This window comes from uncultured Formosa sp., from assembly GCF_947500765.1.
Taxonomy (GTDB): domain Bacteria; phylum Bacteroidota; class Bacteroidia; order Flavobacteriales; family Flavobacteriaceae; genus Formosa.
The window spans coordinates 367,417-389,628 of sequence record NZ_CANMTH010000003.1 but is presented as its reverse complement, the minus strand read 5'-3'; the positions used below and the strand labels follow the sequence as shown (position 1 = coordinate 389,628).

The window sequence follows — 22,212 nt, the reverse complement described above, 5'->3', positions numbered from 1 at the left end:
CTCAACCTCTTTTAAACACTTTCTGAATCATTTTAAGCGACTTATTTATATAATTACATTTGAATAAGTTTATTTTGAAATGCTTGTAAACTTTTACCAGATTCTATTGGAATGCCTAATTCAATTAAAGCACGTTCCAATGCTCCTAAAACAGATAGTATATCACTTGCAGAAATAGCTCCCATATGCCCTATTCTAAAATAAGTCGATTTAATATCAGACAATAATCCTCCTGCAATAATAACATTACTAGCATTCATTTTTGCACTTAAACTCGCTCCATCTACACCTTCAGGATAATATATAGCAGATAATGTATGAGCTGCTAATTCATTAGTTACAGGCAATCTTTTTAAATGTAAAGCATCTATTCCTAATCTAAAAGCTTCAGCTAAATTTTGGTGTCTTTTTATACGTTTATCAATTCCTTCTTCGCAAATAATTTTTAAACTAACTTCTAATGCTACAATAAGATTAACTGGAGGTGTACCAAAATAAGATGGTCTGCGTTCTTCATAAGCTTTCATAATTGGAAGCCAGTTTTTCCAATCTGCATAGTAATTTCCAACTGGAGTTTTTCTGTTTTTCCAAACTTGGATTGCTTTTTCAGATACCATTAAAAGTGCTAATCCTGGTGGTACTCCTATTGCTTTTTGAGAAGCTGTTAAAACAATATCAATTCCCCAATCGTCTTGATTAATTTTTTCTCCCGCAACAGAACAAACACCATCTAAAATACTTAATGTATTATATTTTTTAGCCAATTCTGATATAGGCTTAGGATCTATTAAAACTCCTGTAGATGTATCTACATGTGTAATTGTCAAGGCCTTATACTGTTTGCTTTTTAATTCTTTTTCAATCTCATCAAGGCTAACTACCTCTCCTACCGGAGCTTCTAGAATAGTTGTATGTGCGCCATAACATTCTAGAATATCTTTAAAACGCTTACCAAAATAACCTGAAGAAATAACGAGCACAGCATCTCCTTTTTCAATAAGATTAGAAACAGCCATATCCATAGCTAAAGTACCTGTTCCAGAAATAATAAAAGGTTGACCTTTTGGAGATTTCCAAACCTTTCGCATAAGCTCAAGACTATTTCCAAAAACCTCAATAAAATTTGGTGATACATGACTATCTGTAGCTATGCTCATGGCTTGTAAAACCTCAGGTTCAAATTCTATAGGACCTGGTATCATTAGTAATTTTCTACCTTTCATTTTATATCTATTATTTAATTAAGTTAAGTGTATTTATTAAATTTGAATACATAATCTTCATAATTTAAAGCAGTGTCTCAATATTTTCATGCATCTACTACCACTCATTCATATTTAAGAGTTTTACCGGTTAATAGGCATTATAAAGATTTACTGTTGTAATTGTGTATAAAATTATAAAGATTATTAATAGTCGACATTTAAAAAGGCAACAATCTTACTTGTTGCCTTTTTTTATAAGTTTGAATACAATTATTTATCGAGAACAAGTTCTCGTTTCGATTTCGCTTTACTATTTTCAAACTGATTACTAGTATTATTTTCACCTCCAGCTTTTAGAGCTTTTTCGCCAGCAAAAAATGATTTATGGTCGTCTCCTAAATCCGAGCCTGCCATACGTTGATGTTTTACACAAGACACACCTTTACGAATCTCCTCTCTCTGAACACCTTTAACATAAGCCAACATGCCATCTTCGGCGAAATAACCTTTAGTTAAATCGTTCATATGAAGCGCTGTTGTATGATATGTTGGTAACGTAATTAAATGATGAAATATACCAGCGTCTCTGGCACCATCTTTTTGAAATGTTTTAATTTTTTCGTCTGCAATTCTACTCAGTTCTGAATCATCATAAATAACATCCATTAAATTATTTTTATCATAATCAGACATAATTTTTCCTGAAGCATCCATCTCATCATAAGCTTGATTTCGAAAATTCAACGTCCAATTAAATGAGGGTGAATTATTATATACCAATTTAGCATTAGGAACAACAGCTTTAACCCTATTAACCATATATGCAATTTGTTTTAAATTAGGTGTGGGGGTTTCAATCCATAACAAATCTGCTCCGTTTTTAAGACTAGTAATGCAATCTAAAACAACACGATCTATATTAGATCCTGCTTTAAATTTATACAAGCCATTAGCTAATCTCACAGGTTTAACTAATTTTCCTTCTCTTTTTAAAAGTACATCGTCTTCTTTTGCTTCATTTATAGAGATATCTTCACACGCTATAAAATTTAAATATTTAGAAGCTAAATCTCCAGGTTCTTTACTTACTGGTAATTTTTGAGTTAACCCTGCTCCTTCAGAATCTGTTCTAGCGACAATAATTCCATCTTCAACTCCCAGTTCTAAAAATGCATATCTAATTGCATTTAGTTTTGCTATAAAATCTTCATGAGGAACCGTAACTTTCCCATCTTGATGCCCACATTGTTTTGCATCGGATACCTGGTTTTCTATTTGAATAGCGCAGGCTCCAGCCTCAATCATTTTCTTACTTAACAAATATGTTGCTTCTTCATTTCCAAAACCAGCATCAATATCAGCAATAATAGGCACAATATGAGTTTCAAAATTATCAATTTGATTTTGAACATCTTCACCTTTTTCAAGACGTTTAAATAAGTCGTTTAACTCAATAGCATCTGCCTGACGAAGAAAATCATAAATTTCTTTAATTAATGAAGGAACCGATGTTTTTTCGTGCATAGATTGATCTGGTAATGGACCAAATTCAGAGCGTAATGCAGCCACCATCCAACCAGATAGATATAAATATTTCTTGTTAGTTGTTTTATGATGTTTTTTAACTGCAATTATATTTTGTTGTGCCACAAAACCATGCCAGCATCCTAAAGATTGTGTGTATTTAGAGTGATCTGCATCGTATACTGCCATATCATTCCTCATAATAGCTGCTGTATATTTTGCAATATCTAAACCTGTTTTAAATCTATTTTGGATTACCATTCTTGCGGCATTATGCGGACTTATTGCATCCCAGGTATCTCCATATTTTTCTTTTAATTTTTTTACAGTCTCTAATGCTGAATGGTAATTTGTTTGTGATAAATTTTTCATAATTTTGTAATACGTTATTTATTATTAATAATTAGATCCTGTTGATTGTTGTAGCAATCGCAGGATTGTTTTTTTAAAGATAATTGTAAGCTGAAAGTGTTAAAAATTCTTCAAATTCTTTAGATAATACAGAAGTGTCGAATAGCTGTATAGCCAATTCAAATTTGGTATCTTTAATCGTATTCTCTGTGTAATTTGCAACGATTTTTTCAACTTCCTCATTGAATATTTCAGTGTACATTTTCATATTAAATGTTCTTCCATCTTCTAAAATAACTTCATTTTTTAACCATTGCCATACTTGTGTTCTTGATATTTCTGCTGTTGCTGCATCTTCCATTAAATTATAAAGTGCAACGGCTCCAAAGCCTCGTAACCATGCTTCTGTATAAAGTATACCTACATTAATGTTCTTTCTTATCCCTGCTTCTGTAACAGTACCTTCGGGTAATTCTACCAAGTCTTGTTCTGTAATAGTTACATCGTCACGCATAATTTGTAATTGGTTTGCTTTAGGCATGTATTTATTAAATTCGGTCATAGCTACAGTAACTAAATCGGGATGTGCTACCCAAGTACCATCATGTCCATTTTTAACTTCTCGTTCTTTATCTTTACGTACTTTTTCTAAAGCGGCTGCATTTGCTTTTTCATCATTTTTAATAGGAATTTGTGCTGCCATACCTCCTATGGCCAAAATGCCTCTTTTATGGCAACGTTGAATTACTAATTTTGAATATGCGTCCATAAATGGTGTGGTCATGGTTACCTGATCGCGATTAGGAACGATAAAGTTTTTGTGATTTCTGAATTTTTTGATGTACGAAAAAATATAATCCCAACGTCCGCAATTTAATCCTACTATATGTTCTTTTAATTCGTAAATAATTTCATCTAGCTGAAAACTGGCTGTAATGGTTTCTATTAAAACCGTTGCTTTAAATGTGCCTTGTGGTACTTCTAGATAATCTTCTGCAAACTTAAATACCTCGTTCCACCACCTTGCTTCTTTATAATGCTCTAATTTTGGAAGATAAAAATATGGTGCTGTGTTATTATGAAGTAGAGTTTGAGTGTTATGGAATACATATAAACCAAAATCGACTAAACTTCCAGAGGTTTCTACACCATTAATAATAATATGCCTTTCATTTAAATGCAAACCTCTAGGTCTAACTAATAAAACTGCCGTTTTGGGTTTTAGTTTATACAATTTACCACGTTTAGCATCTTCTAATCTAATAGTTTTGTTATTGGCATCTATTAAGTTTTGCTGACCTTCTATTGCATTTTTCCAAGTCGGCGAATTGCTATCTTCTAAATCTGCCATAAAAGTTTTTGCTCCAGAATTTAGAGCATTAATAACCATCTTTCTATCTACAGGACCTGTAATTTCTACACGTCTATCTTGAAGATCATGCGGAATATTACCTGCAGTCCAATTAGATTCTCTAATAGATTTTGTTTCCTTAGGGAATTTAGGAAATTGCCTTTCATCAAATTTCTTTTGTTGATTTACACGTTTTTGAAGACGTAGTAATCGCTCTTCATTAAAGTTTTCATGAAGCGCAGTTATAAAACTAAGCGCTTCTTCGGTTAGAATTTCTGGGTAATAATTACTAACATCATTAGAGAAAGTAATTTTTGGTGTTTCAATAAGTGTCTGTGCCATAGTAGTTTGTTTTATAAAACAATGATATAACAAAGTTTTTAATAAAACAAGCGAACGTTCGCTAAATATTTGTAATCCGCATAATTGAGATGTTCGCAAAATAGTATATATTTGTTATTATGGAAGAGAGTTATATTAAGGTTGTTTTTGGTTTAAAGCTAAAGCAGATAAGGGTTGATAAGAAATTATCACTGTTTGGTTTGTCTAAACTTTCGGGTTTATCTAAGTCCTATTTAAATGAAATAGAAAATGGAAAAAAATATCCTAAACCGGATAAAATTGCAATACTTGCAGAAAAATTAGATGTACCATATGACCAAATGGTATCTTTAAAATTAGATAAAAATTTAGCCCCAATAGGAGATTTATTACAATCTAAAATACTAAAAGAACTTCCACTAGAACTTTTTGGAATTAAAGAAAGTAATTTAATAGATATTGTAGCAAATGCACCTACTAAAGTCAATGCTTTTATTAGTACTATTATTAAAATTTCACAACATTATAATTTTACAAAAGAAAGCTTTTATTTAGCTTCGGTACGCTCATTTCAAGAAGCAAATAATAATTATTTTGATGAAATTGAACAAAGCGTCTTGTCTTTTGCAAAAGCTTATCATATAAACTTATCTGAAACAGTTACATCAAAAGAGTTAGAAGAAATTTTAATTGAAGAATTTGGGTATACCATTAATTATTCAGAGCTTGATAAACACCAAGCGTTAGATACTTTACGTTCTGTTTATATTCCTAAAACAAAAACATTACTATTGGCAAGCAGAATGGATGAAGCACAACAAACTTTTATTTTTGCCAAAGAGTTAGCATATAATTATCTAGAGTATAAAGAGCGCCTTTATACATTTTCATGGATTAAATTTGAAAATTTTGATCAGGTTCTAAATAATTTCTATGCCTCATATTTTGCAGGTGCCTTAATTTTACCAAAAGCAATATTAACAGAAAAACTTACTAATTTATTTAGTAAAAACACATTTAATCAAACGTTATTTCTAGATATTATTCACTCTTTTAATGCATCTCCAGAATCATTTTATCAACGCTTAACTAATATTCTGCCTAAAGAGTTTAATATTCAAAATCTATTCTTTTTACGATTTACACACCGTGCTGGAACAGAAAGATTTCAGCTTAAAAAAGAGTTCCATTTATCACATCAACATTCACCAAATGCCAATGAAAACAATGAACATTACTGTAGACGATGGGTGTCTTTAAAAGTCTTAAAAGAAATAGATACAGCTAATCAAGATCATATTTTTGATATACAAATATCTAATTACCCTAGTGATAACGTGAGTTATTTATTATTATCCTCTGCTACTAAAGATCCGTTTAAAGACCATTATTACAGAAGTATTAGTATTGGTTTGTTAATAGATAAGCAGTTAAAAAAGAAATTAAATTTTCTAGATGATCCTAAAATTAAAAAACAGGATGTAAGTGTGACTTGCGAGCGTTGTGCTATTAAAGATTGTGAAGTAAGACAGGTACCTGCAATTCGATTAGGAAATCAAGAAAAAAACAAAGAAATTGAATTAGTTGTAGAAGATTTGAACAAAAGATTTAGTTGATAAGTATTTTAGTTCTAATTTTAATGATATTAATTACATTAAATATAATAAATTATGAAAAGAACAATCGTATTTATAGCCTTAATAATATCAGTCACTTTATTTAGTTTTAAACCTATCACCAATCCTGTAAATAGTGTTAAAATAGGTATAACTAAAGTAGATAGTAAAACCAAAATCACACCTATTTCCCATGCAACATTTGCAATGGAAGTAAAAGATATTACAATTTTTGTAGATCCCGTTGGTGGCGCAGAGGTGTTCACGAATCAAAAAGATCCTAATTTAATTCTAATAACAGATATTCATGGCGATCATTTAAATATTGAAACTTTAGAAGCAGTAACTAAACCAACTACAACAATTTTAGCTCCTCAAGCAGTAGCAGATAAACTTACAGCTGTGCTTAAAAAGCAAACAATAGTAATTAATAATGGAGAAACTAAAGCATACAAGCATATTAATATTGAAGCTATACCGATGTATAACTTACGCCCAGAAGCGCTTAAATTTCATTCTAAAGGAAGAGGAAACGGTTATGTTTTAAATCTTGAAGATGAACGTATTTATATTTCTGGAGATACTGAAGATATTCCAGAGATGCGTAGCCTAAAAGATATCGATATTGCTTTTGTTTGCATGAATTTACCTTATACTATGACGGTAGAAAGCGCTGTAGATGCTGTGTTGGATTTTAAACCAAAAGAAGTTATACCTTATCATTATCGCGGAACAAATGGTTTAAGTGATGTAGACGCATTTAAAAACTTGGTAGAAACTGAAAGTAAAGCTATTAAAGTGACCCTATTAGATTGGTATCCAAAAAATTAACAACCTAATTATGTAAATACTGATATTTATTTTATATTTGAAATGCTATTAGTCTAACAAATATAACTTATCATGTCAATTGTATTCTTTCAATTCATGCTGCCAAACGATGTTTTGCAGTTAATTATCGATAACGGAATCATTATCGGATTATTAATAACAGTATTCATTTTTCTTGTTTTATTAATTTTAGGAATGCGAAAAACGCAGAAATTAAATGCAGAAAATGAACGTCTTGCTAATTCAGAAATACTAGAATCTGACGATAAAGACAAAAAATATAAAGATTTTACAGAAGGACATTTATATAGTAACAACTAATATGTTATACTGCTAAAAACCAAAAAGAGCCTGCATATTATACAGGCTCTTTTTTATATTAAAAAAATAGTTAATGTAATTAACGTACTAATTTTTTGTACTTAATACGTTTTGGCATTAAATCTCCACCTAAACGTTTTTTCTTATTTTCTTCATATTCACTAAAACTTCCTTCAAAGAAATACACTTGGCTATCTCCTTCAAAAGCTAATATATGTGTACAAATTCTATCTAAGAACCATCTGTCGTGACTAATCACTACAGCACAACCTGCAAAGTTTTCAAGACCTTCTTCGAGCGCTCTTAATGTGTTTACATCTAAATCGTTAGTAGGTTCGTCTAAAAGTAATACATTACCCTCTTCTTTAAGGGTCATCGCTAAATGTAAACGGTTACGTTCCCCTCCAGAAAGTAATTTCACTTTCTTATTTTGCTCGCCTCCAGAGAAGTTAAAACGACTTAAATAGGCACGAGAATTTACTTCTTTCCCTCCCATTAAAATCAATTCTTGCTCATCACTAAAGTTTTGCCAAATGGTTTTTTCAGGATCAATATTTGTGTGACTTTGATCTACGTATGCAATTTTAGCAGTGTCTCCTAATTCAAAAGAACCTTTGTCTGGTTCTTGCTCACCCATTATCATTCTAAAAATAGTAGTTTTACCAGCACCGTTAGGACCAATAATTCCTACAATTCCAGCCTGAGGTAAATTGAAGTTTAAATTTTCGTATAATAATTTATCATCGAAACCTTTACTGATTCCTTTAGCTTCGATAACATTAGTCCCTAAGCGTGGCCCATTAGGAATGTAGATTTCTAATTTTTCATCAAGTTGTTTCTGATCTTGACTCATTAATTTATCGTAATTCTTTAAACGTGCCTTTTGTTTTGTTTGGCGTCCTTTTGCTCCTTGACGTACCCAATCTAATTCACGCTCTAACGTTTTTTGGTGTTTAGAAGCTGTTTTGCTTTCTTGTGCCATACGTTTAGATTTCTGATCTAGCCAAGACGAATAATTTCCTTTCCAAGGAATACCTTCACCTCTATCTAATTCTAAAATCCAACCCGCAACGTTATCTAAGAAATATCTATCGTGAGTTACAGCGATTACAGTTCCTTTATATTGCGCTAAATGATGCTCTAACCAATGCACAGATTCTGCATCTAAGTGGTTGGTAGGTTCATCTAAAAGTAAAACGTCTGGTTCTTGTAACAGTAAACGACAAAGAGCAACACGTCTGCGCTCTCCACCAGAAAGTACACTTATTTTCTTATCACCATCTGGAGTACGTAACGCATCCATAGCAATTTCTAATTTCGTATCTAACTCCCAAGCATTCGAAGCATCAATCTGATCTTGAAGCTCGGCCTGACGTGCCATTAATTTATCCATTTTATCTGCATCAGAATACACTTCTTCCAATCCAAACATATCGTTAATTTTATTGTATTCATCAAGAATAGCAACCGTTTCGGCAGCTCCTTCACGTACAATTTCCATTACCGTTTTATCTTCATCTAACTTTGGTTCTTGCTCTAAATAACCAACAGAATAATCTTGAAGAAATGTCACATCTCCTTGATAGTTTTTATCAAGACCAGCAACTATCTTTAATAATGTAGATTTTCCTGAACCATTAAGACCTAAAATCCCTATTTTTGCGCCGTAGAAAAAACTTAAATAAATATTCTTTAAAACTGGTGTGTTTGCACCAGGAAATGTCTTGGTTAAACCAGACATTGAAAAAATAACTTTCTTATCGTCACTCATAATTACACTCTTCCTTTTAATGCGTTAAATACCCAAGCAATAGCAAAAAAACCTATCCCCACAGAAGCAAATCCCCAACCTGCTACATCGTTATATCTAAAAGCACCAAGTGCTATTAAACCTAATCCTACTACAATCATAATGGTTGTTGCCCAAGCTAAAACCGTATTCTTATTCATTGCCATAATTTGTAAATCTTATTTTAGTGCGCATCATTTTTAGCAAAAAAGCTAAATATGTCAGGCTATCCGTTCTATCTTTTTTAAATTGATGCCAATAAAAAAAAGGATGCCACTTCTATCCTTTGCGCGAATTCAAATACAAATATCGCATTTTTAGTAGTAATTATAAATATTTTATATTAACAATGTTGTTTAAATTGTGTTATTAATTCAACATCTTATCTTAAAAAGGTAATTAACTGATATATTTCAAAAAAAATAAGTCTAAAAAAATTTTCGTTAATCTTTAAAAGATATTCAAAAAAAAAATGAGATTCCTTAATAAAGAAATCTCATTTATATATATTCTAAAAAATTAGAAATAATCTTATTCTAAATCAGTAATAGGTTCATATCTTGGCACTAAAGTTTTCATAACAATCCAGCCAATTAAATATGCCACAGCACAAAACGTAAAGACAATAAAGTATCCCGCTTCAATTCCTTTATATCCTAAGAAATTCATGTTTGTCTCTGCAGAATAATCGAATAAAATACCAGAACCTTTATTAATAAAAGTAGATCCTATACCACCTGCTAAACCACCAATACCTGTAACCGTTGCAATTGCAGATTTAGGAAACATATCTCCTACTGTTGTAAATATGTTAGCAGACCAAGCTTGGTGTGCGGCTCCAGCTATACCAATTATAATTACTGGGAACCAATATGACACATGACCTAATGGCTGTGCTACAATAGCTAATAATGGAAAGAATGCAAAAATTAGCATTGCTCGCATACGACCAGCATAAGGATTCATACCTTTCTTATCTACAAAATATGTAGGTAACCAACCACCAATAATAGATAGTAATGTAATAGCATATAATACAAATAAAGCAAATTGAGCAACTGGATCTGACGATTCCATACCATAAACAGAACTTAAATACGCAGGTGTCCAGAATAAATAGAACCACCATACACCATCTGTCATAAATTTACCAAAAGCAAAGGCCCAAGTTTGTTTATATTTAAATAGTTGCTTAAAGGTTACTTTATTACTTACTTCATTATCTTTTTTAACATGCTCTACATCTTGATTAATGTATTCTAATTCTGCGGCATTAACTTTTGGATGTAAATGTGGTTTTTTATATCCAAATTGCCACCAACCCATCCAAACGAAACCTAACGCACCAATAACAATAAATGCTGATTCCCATCCGTAATTTTTAGCTAATACAGGAATTACTAAAGGTGCTGCTAAAGCTCCTACAGTTGCTCCTGCATTAAATATACTAGTTGCATATGCTCTATCTTTTTTAGGAAAAAATTCTGCAGTTGTCTTAATTGCTGCCGGGAAATTACCCGCTTCACCGATAGCTAATACTAAACGTGCAAAAATAAACAGTACAATACTTACGTTTAAGACTCTTGAAACATCTTCAACTTGAGAGATATAGTGACTTGCTTGTTCAAAACCAACAAACCAATGACCTGTTAATATACCTGAAGCAGCAATACCACAAAAGGCATGTAAAATCGCTCCCAAAGACCAAACTCCAATGGCCCACATAAATCCTTTCTTAGTATCTAACCAGTCTACTAATCGACCAGCAAAGAGTAAACTAATTGCGTAGAAAAGTGAAAATAATGCTGTAATTGTACCATAGTCACTATCTGTCCAATGAAATTCTGGAGCTATAAAATCTTTCCAAGTTAAGGAAAGTACTTGCCGATCTAAATAATTTACAGCCGTAGCCATGAACAGCATGGCTACTATCGTCCACCGGTATTTGGACTTTTTTTCTGTAACATGAGTTGTTTTCATAAAAAAATTTTAAATATTATTCTTAGTTAATTTGTCTAGTAAAAATAATGTTGTTAATCGACAAAAACTAATGCTTTGACCAAAAATGTTATCGATTACATTAAAAAATTATTAAAAAAATAAACTTGTAAGTTGTACATTTTAGGTTAATTAGCCTAAAGCGAATCAATTACACCATAAAAGCTGTTGAAGTGAGTATTATATTACATTTTAAAAATTATCTAACCATCTTCAAAAGACATCAGATTTTACTTACAAACAATTAAAAGATTTCAATACTTATATAAAATCCCTAATTAAATTGAGACTTCCTCATTTAACTCTTTTTTTATTGAATTAAATCATTAAGAATATAAAAGTCAGCTTACATTTGTCTGCTTATAAAAATAAGATTGATTAACATGAATAAAGCACTATTATCCTTAGCTATTGGTGGATTTGGAATTGGGTTAACAGAATTTGTAATCATGGGAATTCTTCCTGAAATAGCTACAGCATTCGACATTACTATTCCACAAGCAGGTCATTTTATTTCAGCTTATGCTTTGGGCGTTGTTGTAGGTGCTCCTATATTAACCAGTATAGGTAGTAAATGGCCTGCAAATCGTGTGTTATTAGCATTAATGATGTGGTTTACGGTATTTAATACCCTCTCTTCTTTTGCAACTGGATATAATTCTTTTATTGTATTACGCTTTTTATCAGGATTACCACATGGTGCTTTTTTTGGCATTGGAGCTGTTGTTGCAGGAAAACTATCTAAAGAAGGTAAATCTGCACAAGGGATTGCTATTATGTTTAGCGGACTAACGTTTGCCAACCTATTAGGTGTACCTTTAGGAACCTATCTGGGAAAACATTTTAGTTGGAATCTCTCTTTTTTATTAGTTGGATTTGTTGGAATTTTAGTTGTTTTAAGTATAAAATTATGGATGCCAACATTAAAAAAATCATCAGAAACGCATTTTCTTGAAGATTTAAAAATATTTAAACGCTTAGAGATTTGGTTAATTATTATACTTACCACAATTGGAACTGGTGGTTTTTTCGCTTGGTATAGTTATATCGCACCATTAATTACAGATGTTGCCAAACATTCTGCAGACATCGTTCCTGTAGCCATGATCTTAGCTGGTTTAGGTATGGTAATCGGGAATTTTTTAGGCGCAAAATTGGTAGAGAAGTTTACTCCTATTTATGCAATCATTATTATATTAAGCACTATGGTTGTTTGTTTATCTCTTAATACCATTTTTGCATCGGATAAGGTAATGATACTAGTCATGACATTTATAATTGGTGCTGTAACATTTTGTTTATCTACACCAATTCAAGTCGCTATAATTAATGCGTCTAAAGGTTCTGAAACTTTAGGGTCTTCACTTAACCAAAGTGCATTTAATATAGGGAATGCATCTGGCGCTTATTTTGCAGGAATTCCTATAGCAATGGGATACGGATATACTTCTGCAGATTGGGTTGGTGCTGCAATGGCTGCTTCGGGTGTATTAATTGCTATAGGAATTATTATACTAAGAAAGCAACGTGTAAAAGGGTAATACACTATTAAATATATAACATAAAAAAACCTCAGAATTGAATATAATTCTGAGGTTTTTATTTTAAACTATTATTAACTGGTCTGTTTTATTAAAGCGTTACAATTTTAATTTCAGATCGTCTATTTTCTCTATGTTTACTCTCTGTACATTTGGTATTGTCGTCACACTCATTAAGTAATTGAGACTCTCCAAAGGCCTTTCCTTCTATTCTATTGGTTTCTATACCCTTTTCAAATAAATAATCTAACGTGCTTTTTAAACGTTTTTCAGAAAGTGTTTGATTATATGCTGTAGTTCCTCTTGAATCTGTATGAGATGTGATTGCTATTGTCATTTCAGGATGTTCACCTAGAATTAACATCAATTCATTTAATATTGATTTAGAAGATGCTGTTAAATGGTAGGAATCAAAAGCAAAATATAAGTTATCCAAACTGTCTATTTCACTTTGTATTTTATTTTTAGCTTCTAATTTTTCTTTTTCAAGCTGTGCTAATCTGTCTTGTTCTGCTGCATCTGCTTTTTGTTTTGCTAATTGCTGGGCAAGGAATGCTGCATCTGCTTTCGCCTTGTCTGCACTTGCAATAGAATCTGTAATGCGGTCTTGTTCTTTAGCTAATGCTGCTTGTAAAGCTAACTTTTCTTTATCTTTTTTACTTAAATCCTTTTCAACATCAAACTTGTAAACGACACCAATAGCATGCTGAATATGATTTTTAAAATTTGGATTCATTGCCCATTTCCCAGACGAGTTAACATCTAAACCAAATCGATCTGAAAACCAAGTTCTAAATCCAATAACACCATTATATGTTGCACGAGAATTATTATGTGCACGTGTAAACCCAATACCGGCTCCTACATAAGGATCAAACCATCCTGTTTCTCCAATAACTTTGTTTAAATCGTAACTTAATCTTGAATCTGCTGAAAAATAATCTTCATCTTCCGTCAGTTCATAGTTGTCAACCATTTTACCTTTCTTGTACTTGTTGTAGGCAAAAATCCCTTCTACTCCTAATCCACTTTTAAAATATCTTCCAATACTTATTCGTGAAGGATAAGGTACAGCGCTCCAAGCTTCACTTACATCAAATACATCATCAAAAGCAGTTCCTGAATCGTCTATAGCGTTAAAGCCTAAACCTACCATCCAAAAACTTACGTTAGTAGAATCTAATTCTGTTATTTCAGCAATTTCTGAAGTATCTTTAAGATCTGTGATCTCTGAAGTTTGAGCAAATGTTGCCAAAGTAAAAGCAACAAAAAAAACTAATAAAATTTCTTTCTTTAGTATCATATACAATAGTAATTAATAGCATGTAAACTTATGCAAATCTTAAAACTCTATAAAATATAAACTTTGAAACGTCTAAATAATCGATAATAAGATTAACGTGCCTATAATGAAGTTATATAACCAGTTAAAATCTAATTTACATGCTAATTTTACAATATATTCATTGGAACTTCAATACATAAAAGGCTTGTTACTTCTAAAACATCTATATTTAGGTCTGTTGTGTCGCTAACACCAATTGCATCTCGAGTACTCAAAATTGTATTGTTTACTTTTATTTCTCCGTGAATAACCATAACATACACGCCATGACTTTTACTTTTTAAGTTGTATTTAAAATTTGATTTTGGATCTAAATCTATTCTTGAAATTATTGCATCTTGATAAATTCTTAAAGTTCCTTCAATTCCATTATCAATAGAGGATACTAAAGGTTGTAATTTATTTTGTCGTTCTAGAATATCAAATGTTTTCTGATCGTAACGTGGAGCTACATTATTAGCATTAGGAATAATCCAAATCTGAAACAAATTTAAGTGCGAATCTTGTGAACCATTAATTTCAGAATGTTCTACACCACTCCCAGCACTCATAACTTGTACTTCTGTAGGTAACACCGACTCCCATTGATTACCCATAGAATCTCGATGTTTTAATTCGCCACGTAACGGAATTGTGATAATTTCCATATTTTTATGCGGATGGGTTCCAAATCCCATTTTCGGAGCAATAACATCATCATTTAAAACGCGTAAAGCACCAAAATTTATACGTTCTTTATCATACCAATTTGCAAAACTAAATGAATGATTGGCTTGTAACCATCCATGATTTGCAAAACCTCTAGTATTGGCTTTGTGTAGTATTGTTTTCATTTAATATCTTTTAAATTAATGAAACAGTAAATTCATCGTATTTTATCTAATAAATCACTTAATTGAAGCGCTTCTTCTTCAGATAAATTTTTAAATATATCTTTCCTTTTTCCTTTAGAAATAGTTTCTAGTAATTTTACCCCTTCTATAGTAATTATAATATGTACAACACGTCTATCGGTAGGACATGGAATGCGATCTATTAGACCTTTAGCACATAACTTATCCATTAAACGTGTAGTATTTGGAGACCGTTCTACCATACGTTCTTTAATCGTTTGTACTTTTAGTGGTTGGTCTGCCCCCTTTAATATTCTTAAAATATTGTATTGTTGTGACGAAATTTTAAATGGTTTAAAAAATGAGTTCTGGTAACTATTAATCCAATTTGCTGTATAAATAATATTCAGCATTGCTTTTACTTTATTATTAGGAAAAGTAGAATTAATATCTTTAGAAAAATCTCCCATACGTTATATATTAATAATATTTAGTGATGACATAATCCGCTTACAGTATCGCTTCAAATAGCTTTACTTCTTTTAATAATTGGCTATTTAACTCCATATTATTTATTTTGTCTTCTGTAAAATTTTCATAAAAAGAAGGTAAAGAAAACGTACCAACTATATTAGCTTCATGGCGTGGAAATCTATCTTTAGCAATTTCTAAAACAGAAAGTCCACCTCTTGGCCCCGGAGACGTTGCCATTAAAAGCATTGGTTTACCTTGAAATGTTTTAGGTTCTACTCTAGACATCCAATCGAACAAGTTTTTAAAAACTGCAGTATACGCACCATTATGTTCTGCTAACGATATTAAAATACCATCTGAGTTTTTAATAGCTTCAACCATACGTATTGCGTTTTCGGGTAACCCAGATTCCGCTTCATGATCTACACTATATAGTGGCACCTCAAAATCGTTTAAATTTAAAATCGTAGCTTCTGTATTTTCTACTAATGAGGCAGCATAACTCACTAACTTATTGTTTATAGATTGTTTACTATTACTTCCAGCAAATGCGATAATATGTTTCATACTATTGTTGTTTTTTTTTATTAAAAATATAAGATATAACTAATAAGACTAAAGCTGCTAATGCAATCATTTGTCCACCATCATTCATCATAACATGCGCAAAAAAGGCTAAAATAAAGGCAAAGAAAAACCCTGAATACGCCCATTCTTTTAATACTTTAAATTGCGGATTCCAAATAGCAAATAATCCTAATAATTTCGCAACTGCATAAGGATAAATAATATAAGAAGGATAGCCTAATTCTGTAAACATTTTTGCAACCATATCATGTTTAAAAATGTACATGTTTACAGAAAATAATAATATTAGTGTTAATAATCCTGTAGCGACATAATAAATAATTTTAATTTTTTTCATTGTATTTTATTTGAATGCAAATATACAATAAATAAAATATACTTACCTAGGTAAATATATACATGTAATATTATTTATTAATAGACTATGTTATAGTTATATAAAATTTTAAGACTATCAATATGCCGGAAAATGGCACTGAAAGCATTATAAATCATACAAAAGGGGTTATAATTTACACAGTGTAAAAAATCAAAAATATACCTTTAACTAACTAACTTTTAAAACATTAAATTATGAAAAAATTATTTTTTATTGCATTTTTCGCAATTGGATTAGTAACATCTATGCAAGCCCAGAGTGGATGCTACGACAACTACAATAGTAATGACTTTGTATACACTGGGACTAATGGAATATTAGATCAAAATGTTGCTGGTCATAATTTTAAAGCTGACATTAACAATCTAACATGTGAAGCTGATGGAACATCTGGTACATTACGACGTTACTTTTTTATGGATGGATTTCAATATTATTATGGAATTATAGATGATGGTATTAACATTTTTGATTTTATGTTAGCTGTTAATCCAAATACCGGTGAGATTGAAGAACTTGATCTTTGTGTTTAATTAATTTCTTACAATTAATTACAAAAGCCAGAATAATTTAATTATTCTGGCTTTTTTTAATTATCAAAATTTTTAACAGATTAAGAAAAAGATTAATCTGAAAAATTAAACTTTCGTACTTTAGCCACAAATTGATTTTACATGGACATCAACTTCAATAAAAACGAAGATTACAATAAACTTTTAGTATCAGATTTAAAAAAGCGATTTAAAAAAGTAAGCCTTGGAGGCGGGTTGAAACGTATAGAAAAACAACACAATAAAGGCAAACTTACTGCAAGAGAACGTATTGATTATTTATTAGACACTAAATCTAAAAGTATTGAAATCGGAACTTTTGCAGGAGAAGATATGTATGTAGAACATGGCGGATGCCCTTCAGGAGGAGTTGTTGTAAAAATAGGCTACATAAGTGGTAAACAATGCATAGTGGTTGCTAACGATGCTACAGTAAAAGCTGGAGCTTGGTTTCCTATTACAGGAAAAAAGAACTTACGCGCACAAGAAATTTCTATAGAAAACAAATTACCAATTATATATTTAGTAGATAGTGCAGGTGTTTATTTACCATTACAAGACGAAATATTTCCTGATAAAGAACATTTTGGTCGCATATTTAGAAACAATGCCGTTATGAGTAGTATGGGAATTACCCAAATCTCTGCCGTTATGGGAAGTTGTGTTGCTGGAGGTGCATATTTACCTATTATGAGTGACGAAGCCTTAATTGTAGATAAAACTGCTAGTATTTTCCTTGCTGGAAGTTATTTAGTAAAAGCAGCCATTGGAGAATCTATAGACAATGAAACCTTAGGTGGCGCCACTACACACTGTGAAATTAGCGGGGTTACAGATTATAAGGCTAAAGATGATAAAGATGCATTAGATAAAATTAAGTTTATAATTGATAAAATTGGTGATTATGATACAGCTGGTTTTAACCGTGCAGATGCTTTAAAACCAAAAGAAAATCCGAAAGATATTTACGGTATTCTTCCAAAAAGCAGATCAGATCAATACGACATGAAAGCGATTATTTCACGTTTGGTCGATAACTCCGAATTTGAAGAATACAAAGAGGGTTTTGGTAAAACAATTATAACAGCTTATGCTAGAATAGATGGTTGGGCAGTTGGTATAGTTGCAAATCAACGTCAGTTAGTAAAAACAAAACAAGGCGAAATGCAATTTGGAGGCGTTATTTATAACGACAGTGCAGATAAAGCCACACGTTTTATAGCAAATTGTAATCAGAAAAAAATACCACTTGTATTCTTACAAGATGTGACTGGTTTTATGGTGGGCTCTAAATCTGAACATGGTGGCATTATAAAAGATGGTGCTAAAATGGTAAATGCAGTAAGTAATTCTGTAGTACCAAAATTTACCATTATTATCGGGAATAGTTATGGTGCAGGAAATTATGCCATGTGTGGAAAAGCATACGACCCAAGATTAATTGTCGCTTGGCCAAGTGCAGAACTTGCCGTTATGAGTGGAAACTCTGCAGCAAAAGTGTTACTACAAATAGAAACAGCATCATTAAAAGCAAAAGGAGAAACTATTACACCAGAAAAAGAAGCTGAATTATTTAATCAAATAAAATCAAGATACGACAATCAGGTATCTCCATATTATGCAGCATCTAGACTCTGGACAGACGGAATTATAGATCCTTTAGATACTCGAACTTGGATCTCTATGGGCATAGAAGCTGCAAACCACGCTCCTATTGAAAAGAAATTTAATTTAGGTGTAATTCAGGTTTAAACTAAAATATTAATTCAAATTAAACAACAACAATTATAAATTTATTATGAAAAAAACTACGAACTTATTGCTTGCGGTTCTAATGATTTTTGCTTTTACAGAAACAAGTCACGCTCAATTATGGAAAAAACTGAAACAAAAAGCAGAAGATGCTATTGTAAAAGAGGTTGATAAAACAATTAATGGTGACACTCCTTCTGAGGATGAAGATGTTGAAAGTGTAGAAACGAGTGATAATGAAAATAAAACGAATGTAGAAAATGATGGTGATGAAAACGCAAGTAACAATACCCCAGAAATATGGAGAAACTTTCGTTTTGTTCCTGGAGAGGATGTTATTTTTTACGATGATTTAAGCTCTGAGCAAATAGGTGAATTTCCTTCGCGTTGGGATCTTATAAAAGGTGGTGCTGAAGTGGTAAAAATTAACGGCGAAAAAGCAATTATATTAGTTGCTGAAAACAATAACATTATAACACCTTTATTTACAACTAAAGATTATTTAGGTGATGAATTTACCATTGAATATGATATAATGTTACCTAATTTAGAGGAAGAAAAAATTTGGTATATGAGACATGACGTCTATTTTACCGACGCTTTTGGGAATACTGATGCAGAAATTGAAATAAAAAAAGCTGCAAAAATAGATGGATGGGCCGCGAATAGTAATTTTAAAATGGAAAGTATTTCTGTAGGTACGCAAAATGCTTGGCACCATATTGCTATATCTTATTATAAAGGTAAGTTTAAAATGTATTACGACTCTAAGCGTGTCTCTAATATACCAAAGTTTGACCTAGAACCAAGTATATTAGGAATTGGTTTAATGTGTTACTCTTATAACAAAACTAAACACCCTTATTTAGCCATAAAAAATATTAGAATTGCGCATGGTGGTGGAGAAATGTATAATAGAATTGTTGCCGACGGAGAATACGTAACCAACGGTATTATTTTCGATAGTGGAAAATCTGAAATTAAAGATACATCTCTAGGAATTATAAACCAGATTGCTAATATTTTAGAAGATAATCCAGATTGGAAGTTTGATATTATAGGGCATACAGATAGTGATGGTACAGATGCTACTAACTTAGCCCTATCTGAGGAGAGAGCAAATGCAGTAAAACAAGCTATCGTAGATCAAGGTATAAAAGCAGATAGATTATATGTTATTGGTAAAGGTGAATCTGAGCCTTTAAACTCGAATAGTACACCAGAAGAAAAAGCAAATAACAGACGTGTTGCTTTTGTGAAAAAATAAACTTAACAATTAAGCATTAAAAAAACGCCACTAATTTATCAATTAGTGGCGTTTAGCTTTTATAAAATAGCTGCTTTTTATAGTAACTCTAATGTCTTTTTACGTTGTATTTTTCTGTTAGGTGTTTCAATAAACTTCTTAACAAAAAAGATGTCTTTAGGAACTTCATTCTTCTGAAGATCTTTAAAGATTACAGGATCAATAGATTTTTCTTCACCTTCAATCACTAAAATTAAACGTTCACCTAACTTTTCATCTGCTTGACCGGCAACAAAGAAACGTTCAGAAATTCCTCCGGTTAAATGCTTTTCAATTTGTTCTGCGAATAACTTCAATCCACCAGAATTAATTACATTATCTATTCTACCTATTAATTTAAATTCATTTTCAGAATGCATTACCGCAACATCATTGGTTACTAAAGCTCCATCAAACAAATAGTCCGCTTCAAGAACTAAACAATCATCTTCATTAGTAGACACTTTTACATTAGGCATAGCCTTATAGTAATCTGTTCTATCTGGCCCATTTAAAGGTCTAAAAGCGATATGGCTAACCGTTTCCGTCATACCATACGTAGAATAACATTGTGTATCTATACCTTGAATATCTTGTAATAATTTATTAGAAGCTGCTGCACCACCAATAATTAAAGCTTTAAAGTGGTGTAATTTAGGTAATAAATTTTCTGCTTGTGGTGGAATCATAGCTGAAAAATCGTATGTTTTCTCTTCATCAAAAACAGGTGTAATTCGTGGTGGCACAACATCTAATTCTAAACCTAAAATCATGGCACGAACTAACATCATTCTACCAGAAATAAAGTTGAAAGGTAAACAGTGTAACAAACTATCTCCAGGACGTAAATTAAACGCATTTCCTGTAGCGATAGCAGAATTTACCATGGCTTGTTTCTTTATTCTAATTTTTTTAGGTGTACCAATAGATCCTGAAGTTTGCACTTCTACATAATCTTTATTATCTAACCACGCTTGTAAAAAATCTCCTAATGTTTTTTGGTGTGGCTCTCCTTCTTTTATAAAACAATACGCAACCTCGTTTAAGGATTCAGAATCATAATAACGTCCATTTAATTTAAATTTTAAATGAATTTTATCATATGTTGGTATTTTGGTTTCTACTTCTGTTATCATGATAAATGGTATTTATAGTGATTTAATTATATTTTTGTGAGTCTTCTTTTAGAGTGGGTTCAGTTACTCCTTCAAGAATGGGGTCTGGAATTGGGGGAAACACACGTCCTGATAATTTTTCCTTCCAATCTGTCCACTCATATTTCTTTGAAAAGATAAAAAGTAAAATTGGAAAAACGACAAACACTGGAAGAAAAATTTCCATTAAACTTGCTTTACCTGGTTCAGAAATATCTTTAAAAACAGAATATGTTTGTAACGCACTCCAATCTGATGTAACTAATAAAGCAGTAAAGAAGTTGTTTGCTGCATGAAAACCTAGAGACAACTCCATACCTTCATCCATTAAGGTTATAATACCTAAAAACAATCCTGTACCTATATAATACACCATTATAGTATATCCTAATTTTTCGACTTCTGGATTTGCAATATGTAAACCTCCAAAAATTAAAGAGGTTATAATTAAAGGTACGAGTTTAGATTTTGAAATCACACCAATGCCTTGCATTAAATAGCCTCTAAATAAATACTCTTCAAAGCTAGTCTGTATTGGTATTAAAATAACGGCAATAACAAGTAGTATTAAAAATTTATCGAGTTGAAAATTAAACATATATTCTTCTGGAGAAATACCATAATCTACTAAAATAAATAGAGACGATACCACGCCCCAAACTACAAACGAAAACAATATACGTTTCCAATCTATTGCAGATCTTGTGGTAGTTAATTTTAATATAGGTAATTTATGTATCAACTTTACTGCTAAAAACAAGCATATTAATCCGCCTAAAAAAGGCAGCATAATAAATACCAAATTTAAATTAGAATCAAACAAGCCCATCAAATAATTAGTGTCTCCCATTTTATCTAAATCTACAGCTCCTTGTAGTGTTTTTATACTAATCGCTATAGCATGTGGTGCCGAAAATACAAGAACACCTATAAAAGCCATAATTGCTCCAACAATGTACCTCCACCAATCTGTTAATCCTTTATATGCTTGACTTATATACAT

General features: G+C 31.5%; 20 protein-coding genes. 7 read left to right on the top strand and 13 right to left on the bottom strand.

The genetic code is table 11. The features are described 5' to 3' along the window. Window positions 1-53: 53 nt before the first annotated feature. The 3 genes from Q1B05_RS07980 to aceB form a co-directional block, all read right to left on the bottom strand. A complete protein-coding gene (locus Q1B05_RS07980) occupies window positions 54-1,223 on the bottom strand; it encodes an alanine--glyoxylate aminotransferase family protein (protein WP_299779396.1) in 1,170 nt (389 codons plus the stop codon). Between the two features lie 252 nt (window positions 1,224-1,475). Then, on the bottom strand, window positions 1,476-3,101 hold the full coding sequence (locus tag Q1B05_RS07975) for an isocitrate lyase (protein ID WP_299779394.1): 1,626 nt from the start codon (window positions 3,099-3,101) through the stop codon (window positions 1,476-1,478). A gap of 73 nt (window positions 3,102-3,174) precedes the next feature. Continuing rightward, entirely contained in the window at window positions 3,175-4,773 is a 1,599-nt protein-coding gene (aceB, locus tag Q1B05_RS07970) for a malate synthase A (protein WP_299779392.1), read from the bottom strand. Between the two features lie 119 nt (window positions 4,774-4,892). Here aceB and Q1B05_RS07965 point away from each other — a divergent pair, with 119 nt between their 5' ends. The 3 genes from Q1B05_RS07965 to Q1B05_RS07955 all read left to right on the top strand — a co-directional run bounded on the left by Q1B05_RS07965 (window position 4,893) and on the right by Q1B05_RS07955 (window position 7,520). Beyond that, the gene (locus Q1B05_RS07965) at window positions 4,893-6,368 is read left to right on the top strand and encodes an XRE family transcriptional regulator (RefSeq protein ID WP_299779390.1); all 1,476 of its coding nucleotides are present in this window, start codon (window positions 4,893-4,895) and stop codon (window positions 6,366-6,368) included. Window positions 6,369-6,422: 54 nt separating this feature from the next. Beyond that, complete coding sequence (locus Q1B05_RS07960; protein WP_299779388.1) at window positions 6,423-7,199, top strand: MBL fold metallo-hydrolase; 777 nt, start codon at window positions 6,423-6,425, stop codon at window positions 7,197-7,199. A gap of 72 nt (window positions 7,200-7,271) precedes the next feature. After that, window positions 7,272-7,520: a hypothetical protein gene (locus Q1B05_RS07955; protein WP_299779386.1), complete on the top strand. Its 249-nt coding sequence runs from the start codon at window positions 7,272-7,274 to the stop codon at window positions 7,518-7,520. A gap of 79 nt (window positions 7,521-7,599) precedes the next feature. Here Q1B05_RS07955 and ettA read toward each other — a convergent pair whose 3' ends face one another. The 3 genes from ettA to Q1B05_RS07940 form a co-directional block, all read right to left on the bottom strand. Further along, on the bottom strand, window positions 7,600-9,291 hold the full coding sequence (gene ettA, locus Q1B05_RS07950; protein ID WP_299779384.1) for an energy-dependent translational throttle protein EttA: 1,692 nt from the start codon (window positions 9,289-9,291) through the stop codon (window positions 7,600-7,602). Between the two features lie 2 nt (window positions 9,292-9,293). After that, window positions 9,294-9,476: a CAL67264 family membrane protein gene (locus tag Q1B05_RS07945; RefSeq protein WP_066218768.1), complete on the bottom strand. Its 183-nt coding sequence runs from the start codon at window positions 9,474-9,476 to the stop codon at window positions 9,294-9,296. A gap of 364 nt (window positions 9,477-9,840) precedes the next feature. Then, on the bottom strand, window positions 9,841-11,289 hold the full coding sequence (locus tag Q1B05_RS07940; protein ID WP_299779380.1) for an MFS transporter: 1,449 nt from the start codon (window positions 11,287-11,289) through the stop codon (window positions 9,841-9,843). Between the two features lie 401 nt (window positions 11,290-11,690). On the opposite strand from Q1B05_RS07940, the gene Q1B05_RS07935 reads away from it, so the two are divergent. After that, complete coding sequence (locus tag Q1B05_RS07935) at window positions 11,691-12,848, top strand: MFS transporter (protein WP_299779378.1); 1,158 nt, start codon at window positions 11,691-11,693, stop codon at window positions 12,846-12,848. A gap of 91 nt (window positions 12,849-12,939) precedes the next feature. Here the strand turns inward: Q1B05_RS07935 and Q1B05_RS07930 are convergent, their stop codons facing one another. The 5 genes from Q1B05_RS07930 to Q1B05_RS07910 form a co-directional block, all read right to left on the bottom strand. After that, on the bottom strand, window positions 12,940-14,151 hold the full coding sequence (locus Q1B05_RS07930; RefSeq protein WP_299779375.1) for an OmpA family protein: 1,212 nt from the start codon (window positions 14,149-14,151) through the stop codon (window positions 12,940-12,942). 149 nt (window positions 14,152-14,300) lie between these two features. Continuing rightward, entirely contained in the window at window positions 14,301-15,026 is a 726-nt protein-coding gene (locus Q1B05_RS07925) for a pirin family protein (protein ID WP_299779373.1), read from the bottom strand. 32 nt (window positions 15,027-15,058) lie between these two features. Next, window positions 15,059-15,496: a MarR family transcriptional regulator gene (locus Q1B05_RS07920; RefSeq protein ID WP_299779371.1), complete on the bottom strand. Its 438-nt coding sequence runs from the start codon at window positions 15,494-15,496 to the stop codon at window positions 15,059-15,061. 40 nt (window positions 15,497-15,536) lie between these two features. Further along, complete coding sequence (locus Q1B05_RS07915; RefSeq protein ID WP_299779369.1) at window positions 15,537-16,067, bottom strand: NAD(P)H-dependent oxidoreductase; 531 nt, start codon at window positions 16,065-16,067, stop codon at window positions 15,537-15,539. Between the two features lies 1 nt (window position 16,068). Next, window positions 16,069-16,425 carry a DoxX family protein gene (locus Q1B05_RS07910; RefSeq protein WP_299779367.1) on the bottom strand — a complete coding sequence of 119 codons (357 nt, stop codon included), beginning with the start codon at window positions 16,423-16,425 and terminating at the stop codon, window positions 16,069-16,071. A 236-nt stretch (window positions 16,426-16,661) separates the two neighbouring features. Here Q1B05_RS07910 and Q1B05_RS07905 point away from each other — a divergent pair, with 236 nt between their 5' ends. The 3 genes from Q1B05_RS07905 to Q1B05_RS07895 all read left to right on the top strand — a co-directional run bounded on the left by Q1B05_RS07905 (window position 16,662) and on the right by Q1B05_RS07895 (window position 20,037). Further along, window positions 16,662-17,000 carry a hypothetical protein gene (locus Q1B05_RS07905; RefSeq protein WP_299779365.1) on the top strand — a complete coding sequence of 113 codons (339 nt, stop codon included), beginning with the start codon at window positions 16,662-16,664 and terminating at the stop codon, window positions 16,998-17,000. Window positions 17,001-17,141: 141 nt separating this feature from the next. Beyond that, window positions 17,142-18,770 (top strand): carboxyl transferase domain-containing protein, encoded by a 1,629-nt coding sequence (locus Q1B05_RS07900; RefSeq protein WP_299779363.1) that lies wholly within the window; start codon window positions 17,142-17,144, stop codon window positions 18,768-18,770. A 46-nt stretch (window positions 18,771-18,816) separates the two neighbouring features. Next, window positions 18,817-20,037, top strand: coding sequence for an OmpA family protein (locus tag Q1B05_RS07895; RefSeq protein WP_299779361.1), 1,221 nt, complete (start codon window positions 18,817-18,819; stop codon window positions 20,035-20,037). Window positions 20,038-20,114: 77 nt separating this feature from the next. Here Q1B05_RS07895 and Q1B05_RS07890 read toward each other — a convergent pair whose 3' ends face one another. Next, a complete protein-coding gene (locus tag Q1B05_RS07890; RefSeq protein ID WP_299779359.1) occupies window positions 20,115-21,191 on the bottom strand; it encodes an AMP-binding protein in 1,077 nt (358 codons plus the stop codon). A gap of 22 nt (window positions 21,192-21,213) precedes the next feature. Next, complete coding sequence (locus tag Q1B05_RS07885; RefSeq protein WP_299779357.1) at window positions 21,214-22,212, bottom strand: CPBP family intramembrane glutamic endopeptidase; 999 nt, start codon at window positions 22,210-22,212, stop codon at window positions 21,214-21,216.

What these genes read in the sequence shown, in the direction of transcription:
- Q1B05_RS07980 (WP_299779396.1), bottom strand. Translation starts at nt 1,223, where the DNA reads ATGAAAGGTAGAAAATTACTAATGATACCAGGTCCTATAGAATTTGAA.
- Q1B05_RS07975 (WP_299779394.1), bottom strand. Translation starts at nt 3,101, where the DNA reads ATGAAAAATTTATCACAAACAAATTACCATTCAGCATTAGAGACTGTA.
- aceB (WP_299779392.1), bottom strand. Translation starts at nt 4,773, where the DNA reads ATGGCACAGACACTTATTGAAACACCAAAAATTACTTTCTCTAATGAT.
- Q1B05_RS07965 (WP_299779390.1), top strand. Translation starts at nt 4,893, where the DNA reads ATGGAAGAGAGTTATATTAAGGTTGTTTTTGGTTTAAAGCTAAAGCAG.
- Q1B05_RS07960 (WP_299779388.1), top strand. Translation starts at nt 6,423, where the DNA reads ATGAAAAGAACAATCGTATTTATAGCCTTAATAATATCAGTCACTTTA.
- Q1B05_RS07955 (WP_299779386.1), top strand. Translation starts at nt 7,272, where the DNA reads ATGTCAATTGTATTCTTTCAATTCATGCTGCCAAACGATGTTTTGCAG.
- ettA (WP_299779384.1), bottom strand. Translation starts at nt 9,291, where the DNA reads ATGAGTGACGATAAGAAAGTTATTTTTTCAATGTCTGGTTTAACCAAG.
- Q1B05_RS07945 (WP_066218768.1), bottom strand. Translation starts at nt 9,476, where the DNA reads ATGGCAATGAATAAGAATACGGTTTTAGCTTGGGCAACAACCATTATG.
- Q1B05_RS07940 (WP_299779380.1), bottom strand. Translation starts at nt 11,289, where the DNA reads ATGAAAACAACTCATGTTACAGAAAAAAAGTCCAAATACCGGTGGACG.
- Q1B05_RS07935 (WP_299779378.1), top strand. Translation starts at nt 11,691, where the DNA reads ATGAATAAAGCACTATTATCCTTAGCTATTGGTGGATTTGGAATTGGG.
- Q1B05_RS07930 (WP_299779375.1), bottom strand. Translation starts at nt 14,151, where the DNA reads ATGATACTAAAGAAAGAAATTTTATTAGTTTTTTTTGTTGCTTTTACT.
- Q1B05_RS07925 (WP_299779373.1), bottom strand. Translation starts at nt 15,026, where the DNA reads ATGAAAACAATACTACACAAAGCCAATACTAGAGGTTTTGCAAATCAT.
- Q1B05_RS07920 (WP_299779371.1), bottom strand. Translation starts at nt 15,496, where the DNA reads ATGGGAGATTTTTCTAAAGATATTAATTCTACTTTTCCTAATAATAAA.
- Q1B05_RS07915 (WP_299779369.1), bottom strand. Translation starts at nt 16,067, where the DNA reads ATGAAACATATTATCGCATTTGCTGGAAGTAATAGTAAACAATCTATA.
- Q1B05_RS07910 (WP_299779367.1), bottom strand. Translation starts at nt 16,425, where the DNA reads ATGAAAAAAATTAAAATTATTTATTATGTCGCTACAGGATTATTAACA.
- Q1B05_RS07905 (WP_299779365.1), top strand. Translation starts at nt 16,662, where the DNA reads ATGAAAAAATTATTTTTTATTGCATTTTTCGCAATTGGATTAGTAACA.
- Q1B05_RS07900 (WP_299779363.1), top strand. Translation starts at nt 17,142, where the DNA reads ATGGACATCAACTTCAATAAAAACGAAGATTACAATAAACTTTTAGTA.
- Q1B05_RS07895 (WP_299779361.1), top strand. Translation starts at nt 18,817, where the DNA reads ATGAAAAAAACTACGAACTTATTGCTTGCGGTTCTAATGATTTTTGCT.
- Q1B05_RS07890 (WP_299779359.1), bottom strand. Translation starts at nt 21,191, where the DNA reads ATGATAACAGAAGTAGAAACCAAAATACCAACATATGATAAAATTCAT.
- Q1B05_RS07885 (WP_299779357.1), bottom strand. Translation starts at nt 22,212, where the DNA reads ATGTATATAAGTCAAGCATATAAAGGATTAACAGATTGGTGGAGGTAC.